Below are 21,849 nucleotides of genomic sequence, written 5' to 3'. Positions count from 1 at the left end.
AAGGATCTTTATCCCTAAAAAGCACCAACAAAAGGGAAGTGTTAACTTTATGCAGCTCTTTACATCTATAAGAACATCAAAGTACGAACTTTTGTTATTTGCTTTAATCTTATGCTTCACACTTTTAGCTGTATCTAGAGAGGTGCACGCAGGGCCACCACAGGAGAGCACGTCGGCCTCAACATTGTTGGGTTTTGGACAGTTGAGCAGCTTCGATTTTGACAATAACGTAAGTATTGACGTTGTTCTTCCTGAAAACTATGAAAAAGGCAGTAAACGTCGATACCCCGTTATTTTTATCCTAGACGCACAAAGGTACCTCTTACTTCCAATGGCTTATCAATCAGTGCTTACTTGGAAGGCGTATTCCCCAGAATTTATCGTTGTTGGTATTAAAACGGATGGAATGAATAGGCGAAAAACACTTGGGAAAGACGCTTCAAATCTTATCCGTACAATTGAAAAAGATATAATTCCATTTATAGACGGAAGATTCGACACTAATTCACTTAGGGTATTGTTTGGCTGGGAAAAGGCTGCCGGCTTTTCAGTTGAGTTGATGAGCAAACACCCATCCCTTTTTAATGCTTACTTGTTTGCAAGTGGAACATTTTTTACAAAACCCCGATTGCAAGCATTAGAGACAACACTCAGATCAAAAGGTATGGAGAATAAGTTTGTATATTTTACACTTGATGAAAAAGAAACTTGGGCATTAGAAGAAAATAGAGCGCTTGAGAAGCTATTGCATAACTATCAGAACATTACGTCGAAATTTGAATTGTTTACTGATAAGAACCATTACTCAACGCCGCTTGTAACCATTAATAATGGATTATCATTGTTCTTAGAAAGTTATCCGCCTTTGCGCTTCTATTCATTAAAGGATTTTGAAAAATTCGGCGGTTTGTCAAAAGTGAAACAGTACTATGTACATCGAGGCAAGAGGTATAAAACTTCTCATGAAGTGCATGAACAAACCATACATTACTTGCTTAACCAAGCTGTTAACGAAAAAAATTTCGAGGTTTTTAGTTATATAAATAATGCCTTTCCGAGTTTTATTGAAAATTATGGTTACCGGCCGGTATTTATAAAGAAATTTGCGCAATTTTGTGCTGATAATAAGCACACAAGGCTTGCCAAGAACATTTATAACATTGGAATTAATAAACATAAAACAGCATACAAACTACATGAAAGTTTGGGTGACCTTTTAGCGAATACTAATGAAGTGCAGGAAGCTATTAGGCATTACAATATAGCAAAATCAATTCTTGTTAAAAACGCAATGGAAAGTGACGTGACTAGGTTAAACAATAAGCTTTCATTAGTATCAAAATAATTTCTGTTTTGTATAGGGAGCAAAATAGTGACGTTATCAAGAAATTCTTTATTGTTTGACCAAAAGTTTAATATTCAACGCTAAGCGACACAGATATCTAATTTGGTTGCTATAAACAGACAGCATACTTTGCTAATAATGACGAATTAAACGATCGTATACTGGCTGTTAAAATTGTAATGTTATTGCAGATAAGTAACCTAGAGTTTGCAGCTATATTGGTAGCTTATTGTTCGCTCAAGAGACTATCACTGCCATCTATGCTATTGGCCACTCAACAAGGGCTATGGTCGCCTAATTGAATATAAGTCTCGTTTTTCACTCGCCTTACGTTTGATTTCTTCGAGAGCTCTTGCTTCTTCAGCGTCAAATAACGTATTAATCAGTCGATTAAAATGGTTGTGCATTGCTGTTCTTGCTTTCGTCGCGTCACCAAGTTTCAACGCATTAAAAATCGCTCGATGTTCAGCAATAGTTTTTGCGTTATCTTTGCTACAGACGCTATCGTAATCATTCACGATTTCTTTAGATGATGTACGCAGTGACCAAAGGTTTTCAACTAAGTTATGCATTGCTTCATTGCGTGTTGAGCCTGCAATAATATTGTGAAAAGTCTGGTCGGCTGCTTGCATATCACCGCCTTCTTCCATGTCAATTAACGTTTGTTCAAGTGCATCAAGTTCATCAGTACTAATTGACGCGGCAGACAATGCTGCAACTTCACCTTCAACCAAGGCTCTTGCTTGAGTAACTTCAAACGCATTTATCTGCTGAATATTGTGGTTGCTTTTAGAGGCAGCTAGCACATAAACACCAGAACTGGTCTTAACTTCAACTTTGCCTCTAACTTCTAATGCAATAATTGCTTCGCGTATTGTTGGTCTACTAACATTAAATTGTGTAGCGAGTTCTCGCTCTGGTGGAAGCCGACTGCCAACAGGGTATTGACCAGCATTAATAGATGCTTCAATCAACTCTACAATGCCCCAAAACAATCTTTTAGCTGCCATATGCGTGTACCTCAATCGACAGGTGAATCTCAAAAATAGGTTAAATACCTTACAATTAGTATGGTTGCATAGATGGTTGTATTATTCAACTTTTAGTTTTACCAATTTTGTTGGTTTTGGTTTTTATTGGTATGTCCAAAGTGGTTTGCTGTTGTTTTTGAAAAGTTAGCTTGATAAGCTTTTTTCTTTCTTTGAAAGGTGTTTGGGTGGGTTTTTGTTGTCATCAAAGAGTTAAAATAGAGAATGGTTCTTGGTAATACCAAATGAAAGTTTACATTTGTGGTTTTATCCCGCACATTGATACGCCGTGTAGCAATGTACGGGGAAAATAAGTGCTTTTATTTTGCTTAATTTGACAGGCTCAGCTTTGAAAATGTGACACTTGTGTAATCACCATTAGCTTTGTCGGTAGCCCAGTCGCCTGTGCCTTCGCAGGCAGCGTACCACATGCCTTCAGCGTCTTTCGTTGAGCACTGATTATAGGCTCCCGCTTTAAAATAATGCCAATCACCAGCATAACCCTTTGGATTATCCTTACTATCTACAACACCATAGGCATCTACATTGTTTGCCAAGTTGATTTCATATTTAACAACCGATTTTTTTGGTGTGCTGAAGGTCAAATACATGATGTTTTCTCGTACATCAATTGTGTAGCTGAACTCTTCACCAAGTGATATTCCCTGATTGCCTGGATCGTTGCTATTTTCCCATGTATTTCCCCAAACAGGGTATGCAATGTCTGTGCGATCAGGGTCATCTTTTGCTAAATTTCTTTCGTAGGTCCAAAATACTGAACCAGTTTTATGGTCAGGCCATTTCTTATAGTAAATTTTAATAGGTTCATTGTCATAGCCAAAGCCATTTCCTTCAGCAATAAGCTCTTTATCCTTTCCTGCATGTATTTGACCAACCACTACAGAATAAGCAGGCTTTTTCGGGTGTTTAGCCCGCTTTGCTACGTGGTTGACTTTTAGTGTGGCATCTAATCGACCTCCAACTTGAGCAAAGTAGGGGGCATCTGGGTGCGCTGCCAAAGCAAAGTTATTTCCGTATGATTTGGTACCAATTGAGGTGTCACTGCCTCTTAGCATTTGCCTTAACTCACTTCGAGTATTTGATGACGTTTGTGTCGTAACCGCTTTATTCGGTGAGGTAAAAACAAGGTTACCGGTATTATCTAAATAGAAAAAGTCCGGATGTTGATAGGTTTGCAGGGCTTTGGTATCAATATCATCTGCTTTGCCGTTTCCATCTTGATCGAGTGGCACGGTGATTTTCCAATTTGATAAATCGAATTTTCCTGCTGGCGAAGATGATGTGCTCGCACAACTCGCGAGGACAAGCGCTAATGATAGGGTTGTTACAGCTTTAATCATAAAGCACTCCTGTAATTTCTATAAGCCAATTTAATTGGTTGTTTTATTTCTTGTCTTTCGTTATGTGAAAAAATAGCGCTTCTTAGAGCGCTATTTTTATCCATCTGATCGCCGTTATTTTTCTTTTACGGCAACGATCGTTTCGGCTGAACTTGAGTTATATGGTGTATCTGCATTATCAGTATCTAATGAAACACCCTCAGCATACCCTTCGAAGTCATCTTCGAATTGAATCACTGTTCCTTCGATGTCTGAGTAAAGCTTAAAGTCATCAACAAAGAATGCAGGTTCACCAACTACCGAGCTGTTGTCACCTAATTTAAAGATAACAGTCTCTACACCTGCCATTACATCACTCAAAGAATTTGATACGGATGCAAACGGGTCTACGGTTACACTGGTGCCACCAATTGTTAAAGTTAACAGTGGTGCTTCAGTGGCTGTTGCTGAAGTAGCATCCCAAGTCATTTCAACATTTGTCCATGTATCATCTTCAAATGGTACGGTGATATCAATGCCATCGTTATTACGAATGACAAACCCTGTACTTTGAATTCGCAAGTCAATTAGTGCATTACTTGTACTTGTTGAAGAGCCATACAAGCCAATGTATGCATCTTTTTCAATACCTGCTTCTTTTAAGAAGGCTACAGATAGCTTACCTGCTGTAATAATATCACTTGATGAAAGTTTGTAACGTAGTTCACCTGCATCATCTGTCATGTTATCAGTTATTTGAGCGGCTTTGTTATCAGGGTTCGTCATTGGACCTGAACCACTTAGCTGCTCAACAATAGTTTCTGCAGTACTTGAATTGTATGGTGAATCAGGGTTGTCGGTATCTAATGACGCACCTTCAGCATAGCTTTCAAAGTCATCTTCAAATTGCACTGTTGTGCCTTCGATATCCGAGTAAAGGACAAAGTTGTCGATCTTAAATGATGGTTCACCTGTTGTTGAGCTGTTATCACCTAACTTGAAAATAACTGTTTCAACACCTGCCATGACATCGCTAAGAGAATTTGAAACCGAAGCAAATGGGTCGACTGTCACACTGGTACCATCAATAGTTAACGTCAGTAAAGGAGCTTCAGTTGCAGAGGCCGCAGTCGCATCCCATGTCATTTCAACATCGGTCCACTTATTCTCTGTAAATGGAATCGTAATATCAATACCATCATTATTGCGAATAACATAACCGGTGCTTTGTATACGTAAGTCAATTATCGCGTTACTTGTGCTTGTTGAAGAGCCGAATAACCCAATGTATGCATCTTTCTCTAATCCCGCTTCTTTTAGGAATGAAACCGTTAACTTACCCGCTTGGATAACGTCACTTGAAGATAGCTTATAACGCAACTCACCAGCATCATCCGTCATGTTATCTGTGATTTTGGCAACTTTTGTTGGTGCAATCGCAGCTGCACCTGTAATGGTAACTACGAGCTCTGCAGTCGTACCGTCAGCAGAAGTCAATGCAATTGTGTCAGTTACGATATCGTTTTCGTCGACCAAAGATGCGATAGTAGGGTTAGTTGTGTCTAGCGTATATGACCAATTACCTTCAGCGGTTACAGAAAACATACCAAACGTTGTTACAACATCAGTTAAAGCGTCTAATAAACTTTCACCTGCATCAGCGTCTGTCACGGTAATGGTACCAGTAATCGGTTCAGCAGATAGGTTTGTAGTTGACACCGCTAAGCCGTCAAAAGTTGCCGGCGTATTTGCAGCTCGTTCCGCAATCGGCGCAGTTGGTTCTGAACTTACTTCCTCCACATAACCATCATTGTCGGTGTACATTGCGACAGCTGTAATTGCTTTGCCTACATCATTATCTGTAAGGGCATATGTTGCCATGGTCGCACCGTCGATCATCATGCCATCGGCATACCATGCATATGTGACAGTGGCTGGATCAAAAACGTTATCATCTGTCAGTGTTGCCGTCAGCTCCTTGCCGGCTTCAAGAATACCTGCTATTTCAACCATACCTGCGAAGTTGACTAACACATTGCTTGTTGGGTTGGAGGTAATGACTTCACTGTAGTTATCATTGTCGGTGTAAGAAACCGTAACAGAGATAGCCATACCTGCTTGAGCCTCAGTGAGCATTATCGTGCTCGAAGATGCGCCAGAAATTGAGCTGCCATCAGCCATCCAGTTATATGAAATTGCTGAAGCATCAACGCCATTGCCATCAGTAACCGTTGCTGTCAGCGACTCGCCAACTCTCGCTTCACCCGAGACAGCGAGTTGTCCAAAAGAGTTCCCCGTTTTTGACGGCAGCTCATCACTGTTACAACCAGCAACAGCTAAAGCAATCGCCGAAAGTGCAATCGTTTTATTCGCAAATATTTTCATTATTATAATCCTGTTGTCTTTTTGGTAAAACAATCTGGTTTGATTGGTTTAATTTGTAATAATAATTTGTATAACCAGTTTGTCAACCATGTTGTCAGCTAAATGTTAAAAAACTATCTTAAGCGCTTGTGGGAACACTCAAGATGATTTCAGTACTTTCCTTTAACTTTCTGCTAACACTATGTTTTCAAAGCTTTCTCTGGCGTGAGCTACCCACTTGCTCTTGTACTTGATGTTAGTTGTTGTGAAAGATATGAAAGTTAGCTTGCCGTCGATTGGTAATAAGTAAGTAATTTTATATTGGTACTTCCCCATGCCTTTGGTTTCATACTCGTAAACACCTACACGTGTATTTAGGCGTGTATAAACCTTGTCTTTTTTCCATTTAGCATCAGGCTCAGAGGCTCTTAACATGGCAGAGACAGATTGATGAATCTTTTTCATATTCGATTTGTCGGCAGGTGTTGGATATTGTGTAAAAGTAAAACTTACGCTTTTGTCTTTAGTGCTAAATGCGTAATTAGGGGGTACTTTTTGCTTGCCGTAGCGCTTGTTAATTGCCTTTGATGACAATGATTTCAATTCACTTGGTAATGAAATCAATAATTTATTTTCGTAGAGATTATGTTGACTCCCTTCGTTTGCATAGCCAAAAAAACTGAATGCTAGAAAACACAAGGTGAGGGCTTTTATTGTGTGGTTCATTGCTTGGTACCTAATTATCGTAGCCAGTATGGCTATTTTCTATTTTATAAAATGTTGCTTTAACGTAATCATGCTGATCGCCGGAGTTATTTTGGTTATATACTCCAGCTTTAAAATACATATATTGGCCACCCACATCGTAGCCACTATCAGACATATCAAACTGTTCAGTAAATTCACTACCGTCGGCTTTGGTTATCTTCACATTCAGGGTGTTACCTAAAACTTCAATGGTGTATGAAAATTTTTCGTTTAAAGGTATACCATTGGCTGGGTTGCTTGCGCTGTTTGAGCGAGTGCCAATCATTTCAATGTACAAATCATCTCCGCCAAGGATTTCATGAGCAAAATAGATGGCGCCATTTTGATTGTTAGGCAGTTTCCTGTAATACAACCGAATAGGCTCATCGTCGTTAGCGTGAATTTGACCAATAATAACGCGGCCTATTTGATAATCTTCACCTGTTGTCGTGACGTGGTTAACAGCGAGTTCTGCGTGGAGTACTCCATCAACAGCGCCTGCTAGGTCTATATCTGATTGCGGCGCGCTTGAAAACACCCAGTTGTTTTGATTTACACCTTGTGTGCTGTAGTTGGTATTACCGCGCCTGAGCATCTCACGCAGCTCAGATCGCACGTATTTGGTATTGGTGGATGTTTTATAACCTTTTACTGACGTTGCAAAGATAAGCCCACCATCTGCTGATTGCGAAAAGAACCGCGGATCGTAGTAACCACTTTCAAGTTCGGTCTCAGAAATGCTATCTGAGCGACCATTGCTATCTTCATCTGTTGGAACACTCAGATACCAGTCAACTAGCTCAATTGATTGATCTACATTTTCAGCACAACCAAAGAGTTCAATTTCTAACAGCTCACTGGCTTGACTTAGCGCATCTCCAGCTAGATCAAGCTGTAAATATTTGGCGGTTATTTCGTTACCAGAACTGTTAATGAGGTCGATTACATCTGGAATGTCACTGTTGCTTGAACTTTGATCGATGGTGTCCATAAGTTGCCAGTCTTGTCCATCTTTTGATGATGAGATGGCAAACATGTGAGCGTTTTGAACTTGTGCCCAAGTTAACACAAGTTGTTTGACATTAGCTGGCTCCGTCAATTCGATCATGAGCGAGGTATCAATATTGGGTGCTACCCAATTAGATGCTAACGTTTTATTGCCATCAATGAGTTCACTTATTTGCATAGTCTCGTTAGCGATAGTGACATGGCTTATGCTTATTGGATAGCTGGAAGAGCAGGTTATGTCATCTATTATGACTTCAGGCTCAGGTTGAGTTACTGGCGGTGGCGCAGGAGCTGTATTCCACTCAGGCGAGGCACTACCACCACAGCCTGGTAACAAAGCGAATGTTAATGCTGTCGTAAATATAAATGACATTTTCTTCATGATATAACCGATTGTTAATGTGATTTTGAAAAATGTTTTTACAGCTTATGTACCTGTTGGTCAGGTAGGTTGGCTCATTTATTTTTACATTAAATTTTGGTCTTTGGTCAACCAAAAATAAAATTACCTTTCGTGATATTTGCTGGATGTTGTCATTTATTTTGATACGTCGACTTGATGGTTTTTATTTTATTTTATCTTTATCTTTATGTTTTTATTGGTTTAATTTGGTTTTTATTATAAAGGGTTAAGGTGTTAAGAAACTATTTTGATATGTACTTTTTCTACCAATTGGTAAAAATTTAAGAACGATTTTAATTGCAAATTGGTATACCAAAGTGGTTGACAATCCCTGTTGATGTTGCTTGAATATAGTTGATTACAAAAATTAACAAATATAAAACAACGATAATCAAGCGGAAGATAACAATGTCTAACAACAACAGGTTAAATAAGATTAGCCATGTATTGCGCCAGCAAACTAGCTATCGAAAAACGCTCCTATGCGCTTCTACAATTGCTTCGTTAATTTCTTTCCAATCACTTGCTCAAGAACAAGAAAGTACCCAACAAGCAAAAGCTGACACTGAAGTTGAAGTTATTGAAGTGCGCGGCTTACGTGGAACAATGACTCGCTCATTAAATGAGAAAAAAAATAATACAGCTATCGTAGATGCAGTAGCCGCTGCAGATTTTGGTGAATTACCTGGTTTAAGTTTATCTGACGTTATAGAAAATATATCAGGTGCTTCTGGTCACCGACTCAAAGGTAGCCAAAATGAAATTTCAATACGTGGTCTTGGCTCTTACTGGGGGTACTCAACGTTCAACGGTCGCACAATTACTAATGCCGGACCTGGCCGAGCGGTTAACTTTAAAAAATTTCCATCTGAGCTAGTTGATAAAGTCGTTATTTATAAATCACAACAAGCTGATTTAGTTGAAGGCGGTACATCGGGAACAATTGATGTGAATTCGTTGCGCGCAGTTGATTACGGTGAAGACCAAACGACAATTCAAGCAACGGGTATCTACAACAATTACTATTCAGATGTTGATGGTGATGTGTCTCCTTGGGGAGGTAAAATTGTTGTCTCGACTGTACAACAATGGGAAACCGACGGCTTAGGTGACATGGGTTTCACACTTGGTGTTAACCATACGAACTCATCTAACCCTGAGGAGAACTATGGTGGTAGTTCACAAATGGGAGTCTGTGCGTTACGAGCTGCTGATGGTAGTAATCTTATTGGGGGAAGCAACTGTGCCACAGGGCAACAAGGTGTTAGCGCTGGACGTGTTGGCCGAGACCCTGAGCTAGGCGTTGATACAGATTTAGCTGATTTTGATCGTAGCAGTATTTTTTATGTACCGAATGATGCTTACTGGCGAACAGGTGAAGATGAAGACATTCGCACTGGTGCTGTGTTTACTTATCAATGGGTACCTAATGAACATTGGAATATTAACGTAGACGCGCAATATTCTGATCTGGAATACACAGAAAAGCGAATGGAGCTAGCGCTTGATTCTCGTCGCGACGATTTAGCAGACCACATTATCTCAGCTGACCATACATTGTTATACGCAACGGGTGAAGCTCGACCAACACTCCAAGGTGAAGATCGTAATCAAGTCGACGAATACCGTGGTGGTGGTTTAGAAATAGAATACTCTCCAAATGATGACTTTACCTTAGCTCTCGATGTTTCATACTCTGAATCATATCGTTATAGGTTGCGCCACAGAACTAAATTCCGTTCAACTGAACGATACAATTACGCATTGGATTTTCGCGGTCGAAATGTACCAACTCTAACGTGGTTAGACGATAGCCGTTTAGGGCCTAACGACAGTGGATTCGTATCATCAGAAGCGTTTGATGCTAGTCACATGATTAACTTTTTACATGATGGCCATGCTTACGTGGAATATCGTCGAACGCATGAAGAACGTAATGATGACATTTTTGCACTTAATTTAGATGGTGAATACCAATTAGATAATGATTTCATCTCAAGTATTAAAGTTGGCTTACGATATTCAGAAGAACACTTAGTTGATTATGTAAATAATGATGTTTCGTTAGTCATCTCTGATGGTTCTCAACGAAACGGCGCTAGTGACAATGAAGATAATAACTGGGATGAACTGAACCCAGAAGCAAATTCGGCATTGATTAATGGCATTATGAATAACTGTCAAAATGGCCACTCTAATAATATTCAGTTTACTGAAGAGCCGGGTGCCGGTGGTGATGCAACGCGTTATGCTACCTATGATCACAAATGTTTTATCGGTCAAATTTTAGGTCAATTGCCGGGTGCTGAAGGTACAGGGTTTTATGATATTGGCGAGCGTGAAGACGGCCGAGATGGTGGTGACCGAGACGTAACTGAAACAATTACCGCGGCCTATGTCATGGCTAATATTGATACAGAAATTGGTAATATGCCTGTTTACGGTAACATTGGTTTACGCGTGGTTAAAACCGAGACGCATTCTGATGGTTGGGGTGACAAGTTATACATTACTTCTGGAGAAACTAATGAAGGCGATACCATTTGGAGCACTATTAAGAATGCTAGTGGTGAACCTGTTGAACCAGTAACGCTTGATTCTTCATATACAGAATACTTACCAAGTTTAAATTTAACATTTCAGGTGACTGACGAATTTTATATCCGTACAGCAGCCTATCGTTCTTTATCGCGTTTCCAATTAAACGCAATGTCGGCAGGTGTGAGCTATCAAATTTGTGAAGATGAAAATGAGACAATTTGTGATCCGGATACCAATACTGACTACACCCAAGTTGTACGTGGTGGTTCAGCAAGTGGTAACCATTTAGATCCTTACACGGCAGACAACTACGACTTGTCATTTGAATACTACCCATCGCTAGATTCAGCAATCACGGCTGCGCTTTATTACAAATCGTTCACGGGTGGCTATGAGTCGGTAACCGAACAACGTGATATTGAAGTCGTCCTAGATGGTGAAACCTCAATCTATCCAGATGTCAGCTTTTTAGTTAATCAAACATCTGATGATACGTCTGTAATCAAAGGTATTGAAATTACGGGCCAGAAGCACTTTGTTGAACTTCCTGAACCATTTAATGGATTAGGTGCAAAATTCGCCTGGAACTATGCTGATTCTGGATTTGTCACAGCTGAACCAGCAAGTCCTGGAATTGTTCCAGATGCAAACTTATTTGGATTCTCTCAAAACGTAGCATCAGCTTCTGTTTATTGGGAAGGTGAAGATACAACGGTCCGTTTGTTATGGAAGTACCGCTCAAAGTACTTGCAGCCAAATAGCTTGCCTTTCCCTGACCGTTCGCACCGCTATGTACAAGACGCGTTGTATATGAACATGTCAGCAAAATACAAAATTAATAAAAACTTTAGCTTGTTCTTGAAAGGTTTGAACTTAACGAACGAACCACAAGTGATGACTCGTGGTAATGACACCACAATTGCTGATTACTCACGTTCCGGCACGAAATGGGAGTTTGGCGTTAAAGCTAAATTCTAAAACTATCTGGCGAGTAGTTCGCTACTCGCCCAAAAAATACTGATGGGTTACCCCATCTCATTGAATCAATCGAATACCTGCACAGCGCTGAAGTGCTTGGATTCGATATAAAAATTAGCAGTAGCAAAATTTAGGAGTTAATTATGTCTAAACCAACGATTGGTTTTATTGGACTTGGCCTAATGGGTGGCAACATGGTTGAGAACCTGCAAAAGCGTGGTTACCAACTGACAGTAATGGATTTAAACAAAGACGCTGTTGCAACATGTGTTGCTCGTGGAGCAAACACAGCGAGCTCAGCAAAGGAGCTCGCTGAAAATAGTGATATTGTTATGCTGTGTTTAACCACATCAAATGTCGTTGAAAGCTTAGTTTACGCCGACGATGGTATTTTAGCGGGTATTCAACAAGGTGCTGTGCTTGTTGACTTTGGTACCTCTATCCCTGCATCAACAAGAAAGATCGGTGCTGATCTTGCAGCGAAAGGTGCTGGCATGATTGACGCACCCTTGGGTAGAACGCCAGCACATGCTAAAGATGGCTTGTTAAATATTATGGCTGCGGGTGATCTAGATACATTTAATAAAGTGAAGTCTGTACTTGAAGATCAGGGTGAAAATGTATTCCATCTAGGTGCTTTAGGCGCTGGTCATACAACAAAATTAGTAAATAACTTTATGGGCATGACGACAGTTTGCGCAATGTCACAGGCATTTGCAGTGGCTGACCGAGCGGGTGTTGATCGTCAGCAGTTGTTCGACATTATGTCTACAGGTCCATCTAACTCACCGTTTATGCATTTTTGTAAAAACTACGCAGTGGACGGTGTAAGTGATTTAGGTTTCTCAATTGCTAACGCAAATAAAGATTTAGGTTACTTCCTTCAAATGGTGGAAGACTTAGGAACAACATCAAAAATAGCCGAAGGGTCATCTGCCAACTTACAGGCTGCTTTTGACTCAGGCATGGGAAATGGCAACGTACCGGAAATTTTTGATTACTTTCTTAAGTTAGAAAAATAGCTAGAACGTTCTGCTTTATTGCTCATTGAGAGCAGGGCATCTATCTATAAGGCTTTAATTTACATGGAGTTGTTAAAGCCTTGCTTTTCTCACCACTGTTTGATGAATAACGAGAAACATATGGCATACCGTAAACAAATTAAAGCATTCGCGCTAACAACACTTGCACTTGTGGTTTCAACGGAGCTTTGCGCTAAAGACTATTTTGTTGAAACACCAAAAGCGTTCAAGGCGGCAGTTAAGCAGCTGGAAGCTGGCGATACGGTTAAATTAGCGAATGGTGTTTGGCAAGATTTTGAAATTTTGTTTACAGGTGAGGGGACAGAGAAGTTACCGATAACACTTACCGCGGAAACCAAAGGTAAAGTGATTCTCTCAGGCCAGTCTAATTTGCGATTGGCAGGTAAACACCTAGTTGTCTCTGGTTTAGTGTTTAAAAACGGCTATACACCAAGTAGTGAAGTTATTTCTTTTCGCCGTAACAAAACAGACTTTGCCTACCACTCTCGCGTGACTGAAACAGTGATTGAAGATTTTTCTAATCCTGACAAGCGGGAAGGCGACTACTGGGTCGGCTTGTACGGTCAGCATAACCGATTTGATCATAACTACCTCGCCGGAAAAACCAATAAAGGCGTTACGCTTGCCGTTCGTTTAAATAGCCAAGGTAGTCAAAATAATTACCATCGTATTGACCATAATTACTTTGGACCACGTCCTATTTTTGGCTCAAACGGTGGCGAAACGTTGCGTATTGGGACGAGCCATCACTCGTTAAGCAACTCATTTACTCTAGTCGAAAACAACTATTTTGACCGTTGTAACGGTGAAGTGGAAATCATCTCAGTAAAGTCCGGTAAGAATACGCTCCGTGGTAATGTCTTTTTCGAATCTAGAGGTACATTAACGATGCGTCATGGCAACGGTAATGTTATCGAAGACAATATCTTCTTTGGCAATGGCGTTGATCATACTGGCGGGATTCGCGTCATTAATAAAGATCAAATTGTTCGTAATAATTACCTAGAGGGACTCACTGGTTACCGATTTGGTAGTGGATTAACGATAATGAATGGTGTACCTAATTCACCAATTAACCGATATCATCAAGTCGAAAATGCTCAAATTACCAACAATACACTGATCGATGTTGACCACATTCAACTCGCTGCAGGAAGTGATGCTGAGCGCAGTGCCGTACCAATTAATTCGAAACTTGAGCGAAATCTAATTATTAACACCGATCGCCAGCAGCCATTTACCCTATTTGATGATGTATCAGGTGTCCAGTTTGCCGACAATATTGCGAATACTAAACCTGTAAGCGAATTGCGTTACGGTATTACACAGCAAAACGTTGCTCTGGAGCGAGCGTCAAATGGATTGTTGTACCCTGTAGGTATTGATGCAGGTGTGAGTAAAGATTTACAACCCATAAAAAAAGCGCAAACAGGTCCTAGTTGGTACGAGAAAACATCAGGCAATGAAGCCTTTGATTCTGGTAACGAAATACATGTTTCTTTAGGTGAAGATGCATTGTATCGAGCAGTTGAAGCTGCCAAAGATGGCGATGTATTAGTATTGGAAAATGGTGATTATAACGCTAGAAAAGTTATTTTTGTTGATAAAACACTCACTATAAAAGCTAAAGATAAGCATGGTGCAAAACTAACGTTTGAACGCGGGACATTCTTTGAGATTATTGACGGAGGAAGCCTTAAGCTAGATGGTCTTATCATTGATGGCTCGAACAGTCCGGACTACTCTGGCAACACGTTGGTTCGTACTAAAAAATGGGGTATGACCAAGAATTATCGTTTTGTGCTGAAAAATTCGATCATTCAGCAGCTCGACATCAACCATTCTTTTCATGTATTTGAATCAGGGAAGGGCGCTTTTGCTGATGAAATCACGTTAAAGAATAATCAATTCACTCAAATCTCAGGTGATATATTACGCTTGGATAAAGAGATTGAAGATTTGGGGGTATACAACGCTGAGTATGTATCGATAAAAGATAACTCCTTTGAAGATGTTAAAGGCGCACTGATTAAACTATATCGAGGTGGTAGCGACGAAAGTACCTTTGGTCCTCATTTGTTAATGTCAAATAATGTGTTGAGTAATACGGGCAATGGTAAGCGCAATAAAAGCCAAGCAAGTTTATATCTTCATGGTGTTCAAGTAACCAATATTCATCATAACCAATTGGTAAACACAGCGCCGATCAAAGTTGAACATACTGTTGGCGAACCAAAGACAAAGATTTCTAATAACACGTTAAGTACATCACCGTCGGTTGTCGAGCTACGTGTTAAAGGCCCACATACAGCGTCTATGTTAGATAATGTGATTAGCAATAATAAGGCTTCAGAATAGGTTTGCTATGAATTTCTCAGCGCATTTAGTCGGTCGATTTATGGCGAAAATAATTCCAGCTTGCAGTTGCCTTTTAGTGTTATTTTCTATTTGTGTAATAAGTTCTCCGGTGCTCGCCAAGGATCGGCAAAGCCCTCATTTAGTGGTCAGTTATAAAGACTTAGCAGACATGCGCAATGCAATTGTTGAAAAGGGAAGGTTTGCTAAAACCTATCAGGCATTGAAATTGTCCGTTGATAACCAAATAGCTCAACCTATTGAAGTTCCTGTGCCAGCAGATGGTGGCGGTGGCTATACCCATGAGCGCCACAAAAAAAATTACCAGTTAATGTATAACGCTGGTGTCATTTATCAAATAAGCCAACAAGACAAATATGCGTTGTTTGTGCGAGATATGTTACTTGCTTATACAGAGTTATATCCAACGTTAGGGCTCCACCCAAAACGTAAGGTGAAATCACAAAACCCAGGCAAATTATTTTGGCAAAGTTTAAATGAAGCAGTGTGGTTAGTGCATACAATTCAAGCTTATGATTTGATTGTTGATTCACTTTCTGAACATGACAAAATGCTTATTGAAGATAAGCTACTAACGCCCGTCGTACTCTTTTTATCAGAGGGACAACCTTCAACATTTAACAAGGTACACAACCATGGTACGTGGGCCACAGCAGGTGTCGGTATGGCAGGATATGTACTCGGTAATCCTGATTGGGTCGAACAAGCACTATACGATCTCGAGAAGTCTGGCAAAGGTGGTTTTTTGAAACAGTTAGATGAACTGTTCTCACCTCAAGGTTACTACAATGAAGGGCCTTACTATCAGCGTTATGCGTTAATGCCATTTGTCACGTTTGCCAAAGCAATTCAAGCAAATGAGCCTGAACGTAAAATCTTTGAGTATCGTGACGGCGTGCTCTTGAAAGCCATTAAAACAACCGTAGATTTAAGTTATAACGGACTGTTTTTTGGTATTAATGATGCCATTAAATCAAAAGGTATCGATACTATCGAATTAGTCAATGGCATTACGATAGCGTACGGGCTTACTCAAAACTCTCAATTACTAGATATAGCTAACCAGCAACAGCAAATCATTTTGACGGGTGATGGCCTTAAAGTCGCAAAGGCCCTGGATGCTGGATTAGCTACTCCATACCAGTTTAGCTCGGTTGCACTAGGTGACGGAGCAAACGGAAACGAAGGCGCACTCATTGTTATGCGTCAATCAGTTAATGACGAACAACAAGCCTTAGTGTTTAAACCCGCAGCTCAAGGCCTTGGCCATGGACACTTTGATAAATTGGCTTTTCAATTCTTTGATAAAGGTGAAGAAATTGTCTCAGACTATGGCGCCGCTCGTTTTCTTAATGTTGAAGCAAAATATGGTGGCCGTTACCTGCCTGAAAATGGAAGCTATGCCAAGCAAACCGTTGCACATAATACCGTTGTTGTAGATGAAAAGAGTCATTTTAATAGCAACACAAAGGTTGGGAATAAACACCATCCTAACGTGGCATTTTTTGAAACAACCGATGTTGGCACAGTAGCGAGTGCATCAATCGATACTGCTTATCCTGATGTTTTGATGGAGCGTTCGATGGCATTGGTTAGGGTACCAACGAGAAATCAACCATTGAGTATCGACATTTTTAAAGTGAGCAGTGAACGCGCCCACCAATATGACTTGCCACTGCACTATCAAGGTCATCTTATTGAAAGTAATTTTAAACGAGAAGCTTTCTTAAGTGAATTAAAGCCGCTAGGCGAGAAGAACGGTTATCAACACTTATGGTTAACGGGAGAAGCAACACCAAAGCAAGGTGTTGCAAAAATCACTTGGCTAAACAAAAACGGAAAATTTTATACTCATTCAAGCATAGTTGATGGCGATACGAAGGTGTTGTTTACTCAAATTGGTGCCAATGATCCAAATTTCAATTTACGCAACGAGTCTAGCTTCATTTATCGTGCAAGCGACAGTGAACAGCATACCTTTGTCAGTGTAATAGAACCGCACGGGCAATATAACCCGGGTAAGGAATTTACCCTGTCACCTCAGTCTTCTTTGTCAGGGCTTGAGTATCAGTCAGTAGACGGCCTTGATATCGTAGAAATAACGCTCGAGGACTCAGGGACCGTAGGTTATTTGTTGGTAATTAACAATAAAAACAATAATCTAGATAAATTTACTTATAAGAATAACGATTATCAAATTAATGGTCGTTTAAACCTCATTCAAATAAAAGCTCAGCAGTAGGACGAAAACTATGAAAAACGAAAGTGCCCACTTTACCTTTGGCGATGAAGCTGAAATAGAAGACTTAGGTGGCGGATTAAAACGTCAAATGCTTGGTTATAACGACGAATTAATGGCAGTAAAAATTTGGTTTGATGAAGGCATTACTGCCTACACGCATTCTCACCGTCATTCTCAAGTCACATATGTGGTCGAAGGTGAATTTCATTTTATGGTCGCAGGCGTAACGAAAGTCATGAAAGCTGGTGACAGCTGCTATATACCACCACATGCAGAACATGGAGCAACGTCTCCAACTGGTGGTATTTTAATTGATACTTTTAGCCCAGCGCGTGAAGATTTTTTAGAGGAATAAACCATGAAAATTCAAGGATTACGTTGGTGGGTTATCGCCCTCATCGCACTAGCTACAATTATTAACTATATCGATCGCCAAGCATTAAGTGTGCTTTGGCCTGATATCGTTGAAGACTTATTTCCTGATGAGTCAGCGTTAGAGCGAAAGCAAATTTACGCAAATATTTCTATTGTTTTTGTATTTGCTTACGCTTTTGGTCAGGCTATTTTCGGTAAAATTTTCGACTGGGTTGGTACCCGTATCGGTTTCGTTTTATCTATCGGTGTTTGGTCGCTAGCAACTGTAGCGCATGCTTTTGCACAAGGGGTACTTAGCTTTAGTATTTTCCGCGCCATTTTAGGTGTTGCTGAAGCAGGGAACTGGCCTGGTGCAACAAAAGGTAACGCAGAATGGTTCCCTACAAAAGAGCGTGCTTTAGCTCAGGGTATCTTTAACTCAGGTGCAGCAATTGGTGGCATTGTAGCTATTCCATTGATTGCCTTTTTAACGGTTTATTTCAGCTGGCAGATGGTTTTCGTCGTCGTTGGTGCAGTAGGTCTATTATGGCTAATCCCTTGGTTAATCCTCGTTAAGTCACCACCTGGCTCACATCCATGGATTACAGAAGAAGAGCGTGAATATATTCTTACTGGCCAGCGTCCTGAAAATAGCGACGCCAATGAAGCAGCAGTAGAAGAGTACAATCCATCAACCAAAGAACTACTTTCGAGAAAGCAAAGTTGGGGTGTCATTATTGCGTCTGCTGCTATTGACCCGATTTGGTGGTTATTCGTTTTTTGGATTCCTATTTATCTAAATGAAGTATATGCAATGGATGTTAAGTCTATTGGTATCTATGGTTGGGTTCCCTATGTTGGCGCTATGTTTGGTGCTTGGTTTGGTGGTTTATTGGCTCAAAATCGAATTAAAGCGGGTTGGGACACCAATAAAACACGTAAATTCGTAATTACATTGGGGTGCTTGATTATGTTACCGGCCTTGTTAGCGATGGCGAATCCTGGCGCTCCTGTAACAGCAGTACTTATTATGGCTGTGATTTTATTTGGCTTTCAAACAGCGATTGGTAATGTCCAAACATTACCGAGCGATTTGCTTGGCAAAAAGGCTGTAGGCACTCTGGCTGGGTTTGCAGGTATGGCGGCGAAACTAGGTGCGGTTGGTTTAACGTCATTAGTACCAATTTTAACGGCTGACGGAAACTATACACCGGCATTTGTTATTGGTGCGTCTCTAGCCATTATTGCAATGGTGGCAGTCTGGGTGTTGATCCCCAAAGTAGAGCCATTGAAAGCTCTGGACAAGTAATAAAAGGCAATGATAATGACCAAAATTTTATTACTTGGCGAATGCATGATTGAGTTGAAAGATGTTTCAACTCAATCTAACCCAAATATCGCGCAACAAGCATTTGCTGGTGATGTCTTTAACACTGCTGTGTATTTGAAACGTTTATTTCCACAAATTGACGTTGATATGGTCACAGCCGTTGGCAAAGACAAGTACAGTAAAGAAATGCTTCAAGTCTTTAACCGCGAATCGCTTGGAACCTCATGTGTGTTTGAATCAGAGGATAAGATTCCTGGCCTTTATTCAATTCAGGTCGATGCGCAAGGTGAACGAAGTTTTACTTACTGGCGCAGTGACTCTGCCGCTCGCTATGTTATGAATTTCATGACAGCAGACGTCATGCGTCAGCTAAGTAAAAGCGATATCTTTTTTTTCAGTGGCATTTCTTTGGGTGTAATTAACACAGAAGACAGAGATAAGTTTTGGCTGCTTATTCATACCCTAAAAGAGGCTGGTGTCACCATTGCCTTCGATCTGAACTATCGTCCTAAATTATGGCGAGATAAAGCAGAAGCGCAAGTTCAGTTTCTTAAGGCCTTTGAGGCGGCGGACATTCTGCTGCCAGGCGTTGATGATTTTGCTGCCATCTTTGACGTCGACACAGTGCAAGGCGTCATCAAGTTTTTCAAAGACTATTCTTTTCAAGAATTAATTGTGAAGAATGGTGAACAAAATGTTCACTGCTTGTCTGAGCACGGCCACCATATTGTTGACGTGACACCAGTCACTGATGTTGTCGATACAACGTCAGCTGGTGACTCATTTAATGGGGGGTATTTAGGTGCACGAATGACGGGTAAATCGATTATTAATTCCGTTGAACTGGCTAATCAAGTCGCCGGTTTTGTTATCCAACACTCAGGTGCGATTGTAGACGAAGCTGCATTCTCATCACAATTTCAATAAATACAAACAAGGTTATCACCATGACTTCCTTTTCCTCTTTGATGGGAAACCAAACGCTTTTACCTATTATTCAAGCAGAAACACCAGAGCAGGGCATCGCCATTGCACAAGCGATGGCTAATGCTGGCCTTAAATTAGTCGAAGTAGTCCTAAGAACTGAGGCGTCTCTTGCTGCGCTTAAAGCAATAAAAGCTGAACTGCCTGATCTTATCGTTGGTGCAGGGACAGTGACTAATGAAGTTATACTCCGACAAGCAATAGATGCTGGTGCTGACTTTATTATTACCCCTGCGGTATCCGAACGTTTGTTAGGTTACTTAGCCGATTGTGGTTTACCGGTGCTTCCTGGTGTTTCTAACACAGGCGAAATCTTAATGGCACGTGAGTTTGGTTATACAGAACTCAAGCTGTTTCCTGCTGCGTTATCTGGCGGTGCTAAATTCCTATCTTCAATTAGTTCAATCTTTCAAGATATTCAATTTTGTCCGACTGGCGGAGTAACACTGGAAAATAAGATGGATTTCCTGTCTTTAGATAACGTTTTTGCTGTTGGTGGTACATGGGTTGCTAAAAAAGACTGGGTAGAGTCTGGTCAGTGGCAGGCAATTACCGAGGCTTGTGTCGAAGGAAACAAATAACAGTGGTTGGTGTCGTAACAGGTAGTGAAGTTCAAAAAGTCTTTGAGCATGCTAAAACTCATCAGTATGCGCTAGCTGCTGTCAATGTCGTCGGAACTAATTCCGTGAATGCTTGTTTAGAAGCAGCAGCAAAAGCAAATGCGCCGATTATCATTCAGGTATCTCATGGTGGTGCTTCTTTTTTTGCTGGGAAAGGTATAAATCTCACGGGGCATGACGCTGCAATTCAGGGCGCAATCGCAATGGCTCAGTATGTTCATCAGATGGCGGAATACTATGGTGTCACTGTGTTGTTGCATACGGACCATGCAGCACGCAATTTATTGCCATGGATTGATGGGTTGATCAATGCGTCGGAAAAACACGTTGCGTTAACTGGTAAGCCATTGTTTAGCTCACACATGATTGACTTATCGAGCGAACCTTTGGAAGAAAATATTGAGACCTGTGCACAATATCTGCGTCGAATGAAGCCCTTGGGTATGACACTAGAAATAGAGTTAGGTTGCACGGGCGGTGAGGAAGATGGCGTGGATAATAGTCATTTAGACAATTCCGCCTTATACACCCAACCTGAGGATGTTGCTTATGCTTACGAGGTTTTGAGCAAAATAAGCCCTCAATTTACGATTGCCGCGTCATTTGGCAATGTTCACGGCGTCTATAAACCCGGTAATGTGCAATTAACACCGAGTATATTGAAAAACTCGCAGGCGTTCGTCTCGGAAAAATTCAATATTGAGACCAACTCGTTAAATTTTGTTTTTCATGGCGGTTCAGGGTCTGCGCTTGAAGAGATCAGGGAGGCAATCGATTATGGGGTGGTAAAGATGAATATTGATACCGATACTCAATGGGCTTCATGGGATGGTGTAAAACAGTATTATCAGGAAAAGGCAGACTATTTACAGGAGCAAATAGGTAATCCTGATGGCAATGATAAACCCAATAAAAAATACTATGATCCTCGAGTCTGGTTGCGTAAAGCGGAAAATAACATGGTCAATCGGTTAATTCAGAGCTTTGAAGATTTAAATTGCCTAAACAAACGTCATTCATCATAAATTCAGTGTAACTACAACTTCAAAAGCAGAGCTGTCACGCGTTGACACTCTGCTTTTTTTCTATTTATTAATAAGAAATTATCATTTTGTAAGAATAGTGCAAATAATAATGATTATCATT

15 protein-coding genes are annotated in these 21,849 nt (G+C 40.6%); 10 read left to right on the top strand and 5 right to left on the bottom strand.

Annotated features, from left to right (window positions below; translation table 11 throughout):
* The first annotated feature begins 49 nt into the window (after positions 1 to 49).
* Complete coding sequence (locus QQK05_RS08765; RefSeq protein WP_284297675.1) at positions 50 to 1,345, top strand: alpha/beta hydrolase; 1,296 nt, start codon at positions 50 to 52, stop codon at positions 1,343 to 1,345.
* Between the two features lie 284 nt (positions 1,346 to 1,629).
* Here the strand turns inward: QQK05_RS08765 and QQK05_RS08760 are convergent, their stop codons facing one another.
* From QQK05_RS08760 to QQK05_RS08740, 5 genes are all read right to left on the bottom strand, one after another.
* The gene (locus QQK05_RS08760; RefSeq protein ID WP_284297674.1) at positions 1,630 to 2,355 is read right to left on the bottom strand and encodes a FadR/GntR family transcriptional regulator; all 726 of its coding nucleotides are present in this window, start codon (positions 2,353 to 2,355) and stop codon (positions 1,630 to 1,632) included.
* Between the two features lie 347 nt (positions 2,356 to 2,702).
* On the bottom strand, positions 2,703 to 3,734 hold the full coding sequence (locus QQK05_RS08755; protein WP_284297672.1) for a polysaccharide lyase family 7 protein: 1,032 nt from the start codon (positions 3,732 to 3,734) through the stop codon (positions 2,703 to 2,705).
* A 114-nt stretch (positions 3,735 to 3,848) separates the two neighbouring features.
* Entirely contained in the window at positions 3,849 to 6,098 is a 2,250-nt protein-coding gene (locus QQK05_RS08750; protein WP_284297671.1) for a VCBS domain-containing protein, read from the bottom strand.
* 162 nt (positions 6,099 to 6,260) lie between these two features.
* Positions 6,261 to 6,803, bottom strand: coding sequence for a hypothetical protein (locus tag QQK05_RS08745; protein ID WP_284297669.1), 543 nt, complete (start codon positions 6,801 to 6,803; stop codon positions 6,261 to 6,263).
* Between the two features lie 10 nt (positions 6,804 to 6,813).
* The gene (locus QQK05_RS08740; RefSeq protein ID WP_284297667.1) at positions 6,814 to 8,214 is read right to left on the bottom strand and encodes a polysaccharide lyase family 7 protein; all 1,401 of its coding nucleotides are present in this window, start codon (positions 8,212 to 8,214) and stop codon (positions 6,814 to 6,816) included.
* A 429-nt stretch (positions 8,215 to 8,643) separates the two neighbouring features.
* Between QQK05_RS08740 and QQK05_RS08735 the strand changes: the two genes are divergently transcribed.
* The 9 genes from QQK05_RS08735 (at position 8,644) to fbaA (ending at position 21,728) form a co-directional block, all read left to right on the top strand.
* A complete protein-coding gene (locus QQK05_RS08735) occupies positions 8,644 to 11,754 on the top strand; it encodes a TonB-dependent receptor (protein WP_284297665.1) in 3,111 nt (1,036 codons plus the stop codon).
* A 143-nt stretch (positions 11,755 to 11,897) separates the two neighbouring features.
* Positions 11,898 to 12,776, top strand: coding sequence for an NAD(P)-dependent oxidoreductase (locus QQK05_RS08730; RefSeq protein WP_284297663.1), 879 nt, complete (start codon positions 11,898 to 11,900; stop codon positions 12,774 to 12,776).
* 120 nt (positions 12,777 to 12,896) lie between these two features.
* Positions 12,897 to 15,155, top strand: a complete 2,259-nt coding sequence (locus tag QQK05_RS08725) for a polysaccharide lyase 6 family protein (RefSeq protein ID WP_284297661.1) — start codon at positions 12,897 to 12,899, stop codon at positions 15,153 to 15,155.
* A 7-nt stretch (positions 15,156 to 15,162) separates the two neighbouring features.
* Entirely contained in the window at positions 15,163 to 17,415 is a 2,253-nt protein-coding gene (locus QQK05_RS08720; RefSeq protein WP_284297659.1) for a heparinase II/III domain-containing protein, read from the top strand.
* Between the two features lie 10 nt (positions 17,416 to 17,425).
* The gene (locus QQK05_RS08715; protein WP_284297657.1) at positions 17,426 to 17,770 is read left to right on the top strand and encodes a cupin domain-containing protein; all 345 of its coding nucleotides are present in this window, start codon (positions 17,426 to 17,428) and stop codon (positions 17,768 to 17,770) included.
* 3 nt (positions 17,771 to 17,773) lie between these two features.
* Complete coding sequence (locus QQK05_RS08710) at positions 17,774 to 19,078, top strand: MFS transporter (RefSeq protein WP_284297655.1); 1,305 nt, start codon at positions 17,774 to 17,776, stop codon at positions 19,076 to 19,078.
* A 15-nt stretch (positions 19,079 to 19,093) separates the two neighbouring features.
* Positions 19,094 to 20,026, top strand: coding sequence for a sugar kinase (locus QQK05_RS08705; protein WP_284297653.1), 933 nt, complete (start codon positions 19,094 to 19,096; stop codon positions 20,024 to 20,026).
* Between the two features lie 20 nt (positions 20,027 to 20,046).
* The gene (gene eda, locus QQK05_RS08700) at positions 20,047 to 20,664 is read left to right on the top strand and encodes a bifunctional 4-hydroxy-2-oxoglutarate aldolase/2-dehydro-3-deoxy-phosphogluconate aldolase (RefSeq protein ID WP_284297651.1); all 618 of its coding nucleotides are present in this window, start codon (positions 20,047 to 20,049) and stop codon (positions 20,662 to 20,664) included.
* Positions 20,643 to 21,728, top strand: coding sequence for a class II fructose-bisphosphate aldolase (gene fbaA / locus QQK05_RS08695; RefSeq protein WP_407704877.1), 1,086 nt, complete (start codon positions 20,643 to 20,645; stop codon positions 21,726 to 21,728). Before eda ends, fbaA begins: the two co-directional genes overlap by 22 nt.
* Positions 21,729 to 21,849: the final 121 nt, after the last annotated feature.

Source organism: Thalassotalea loyana (assembly GCF_030161435.1).
Classification (GTDB): Bacteria; Pseudomonadota; Gammaproteobacteria; order Enterobacterales; family Alteromonadaceae; genus Thalassotalea_G; species Thalassotalea_G loyana.
Note: the sequence above shows the minus strand (reverse complement) of the source record. Positions and strands in the feature narration are given on the sequence as shown.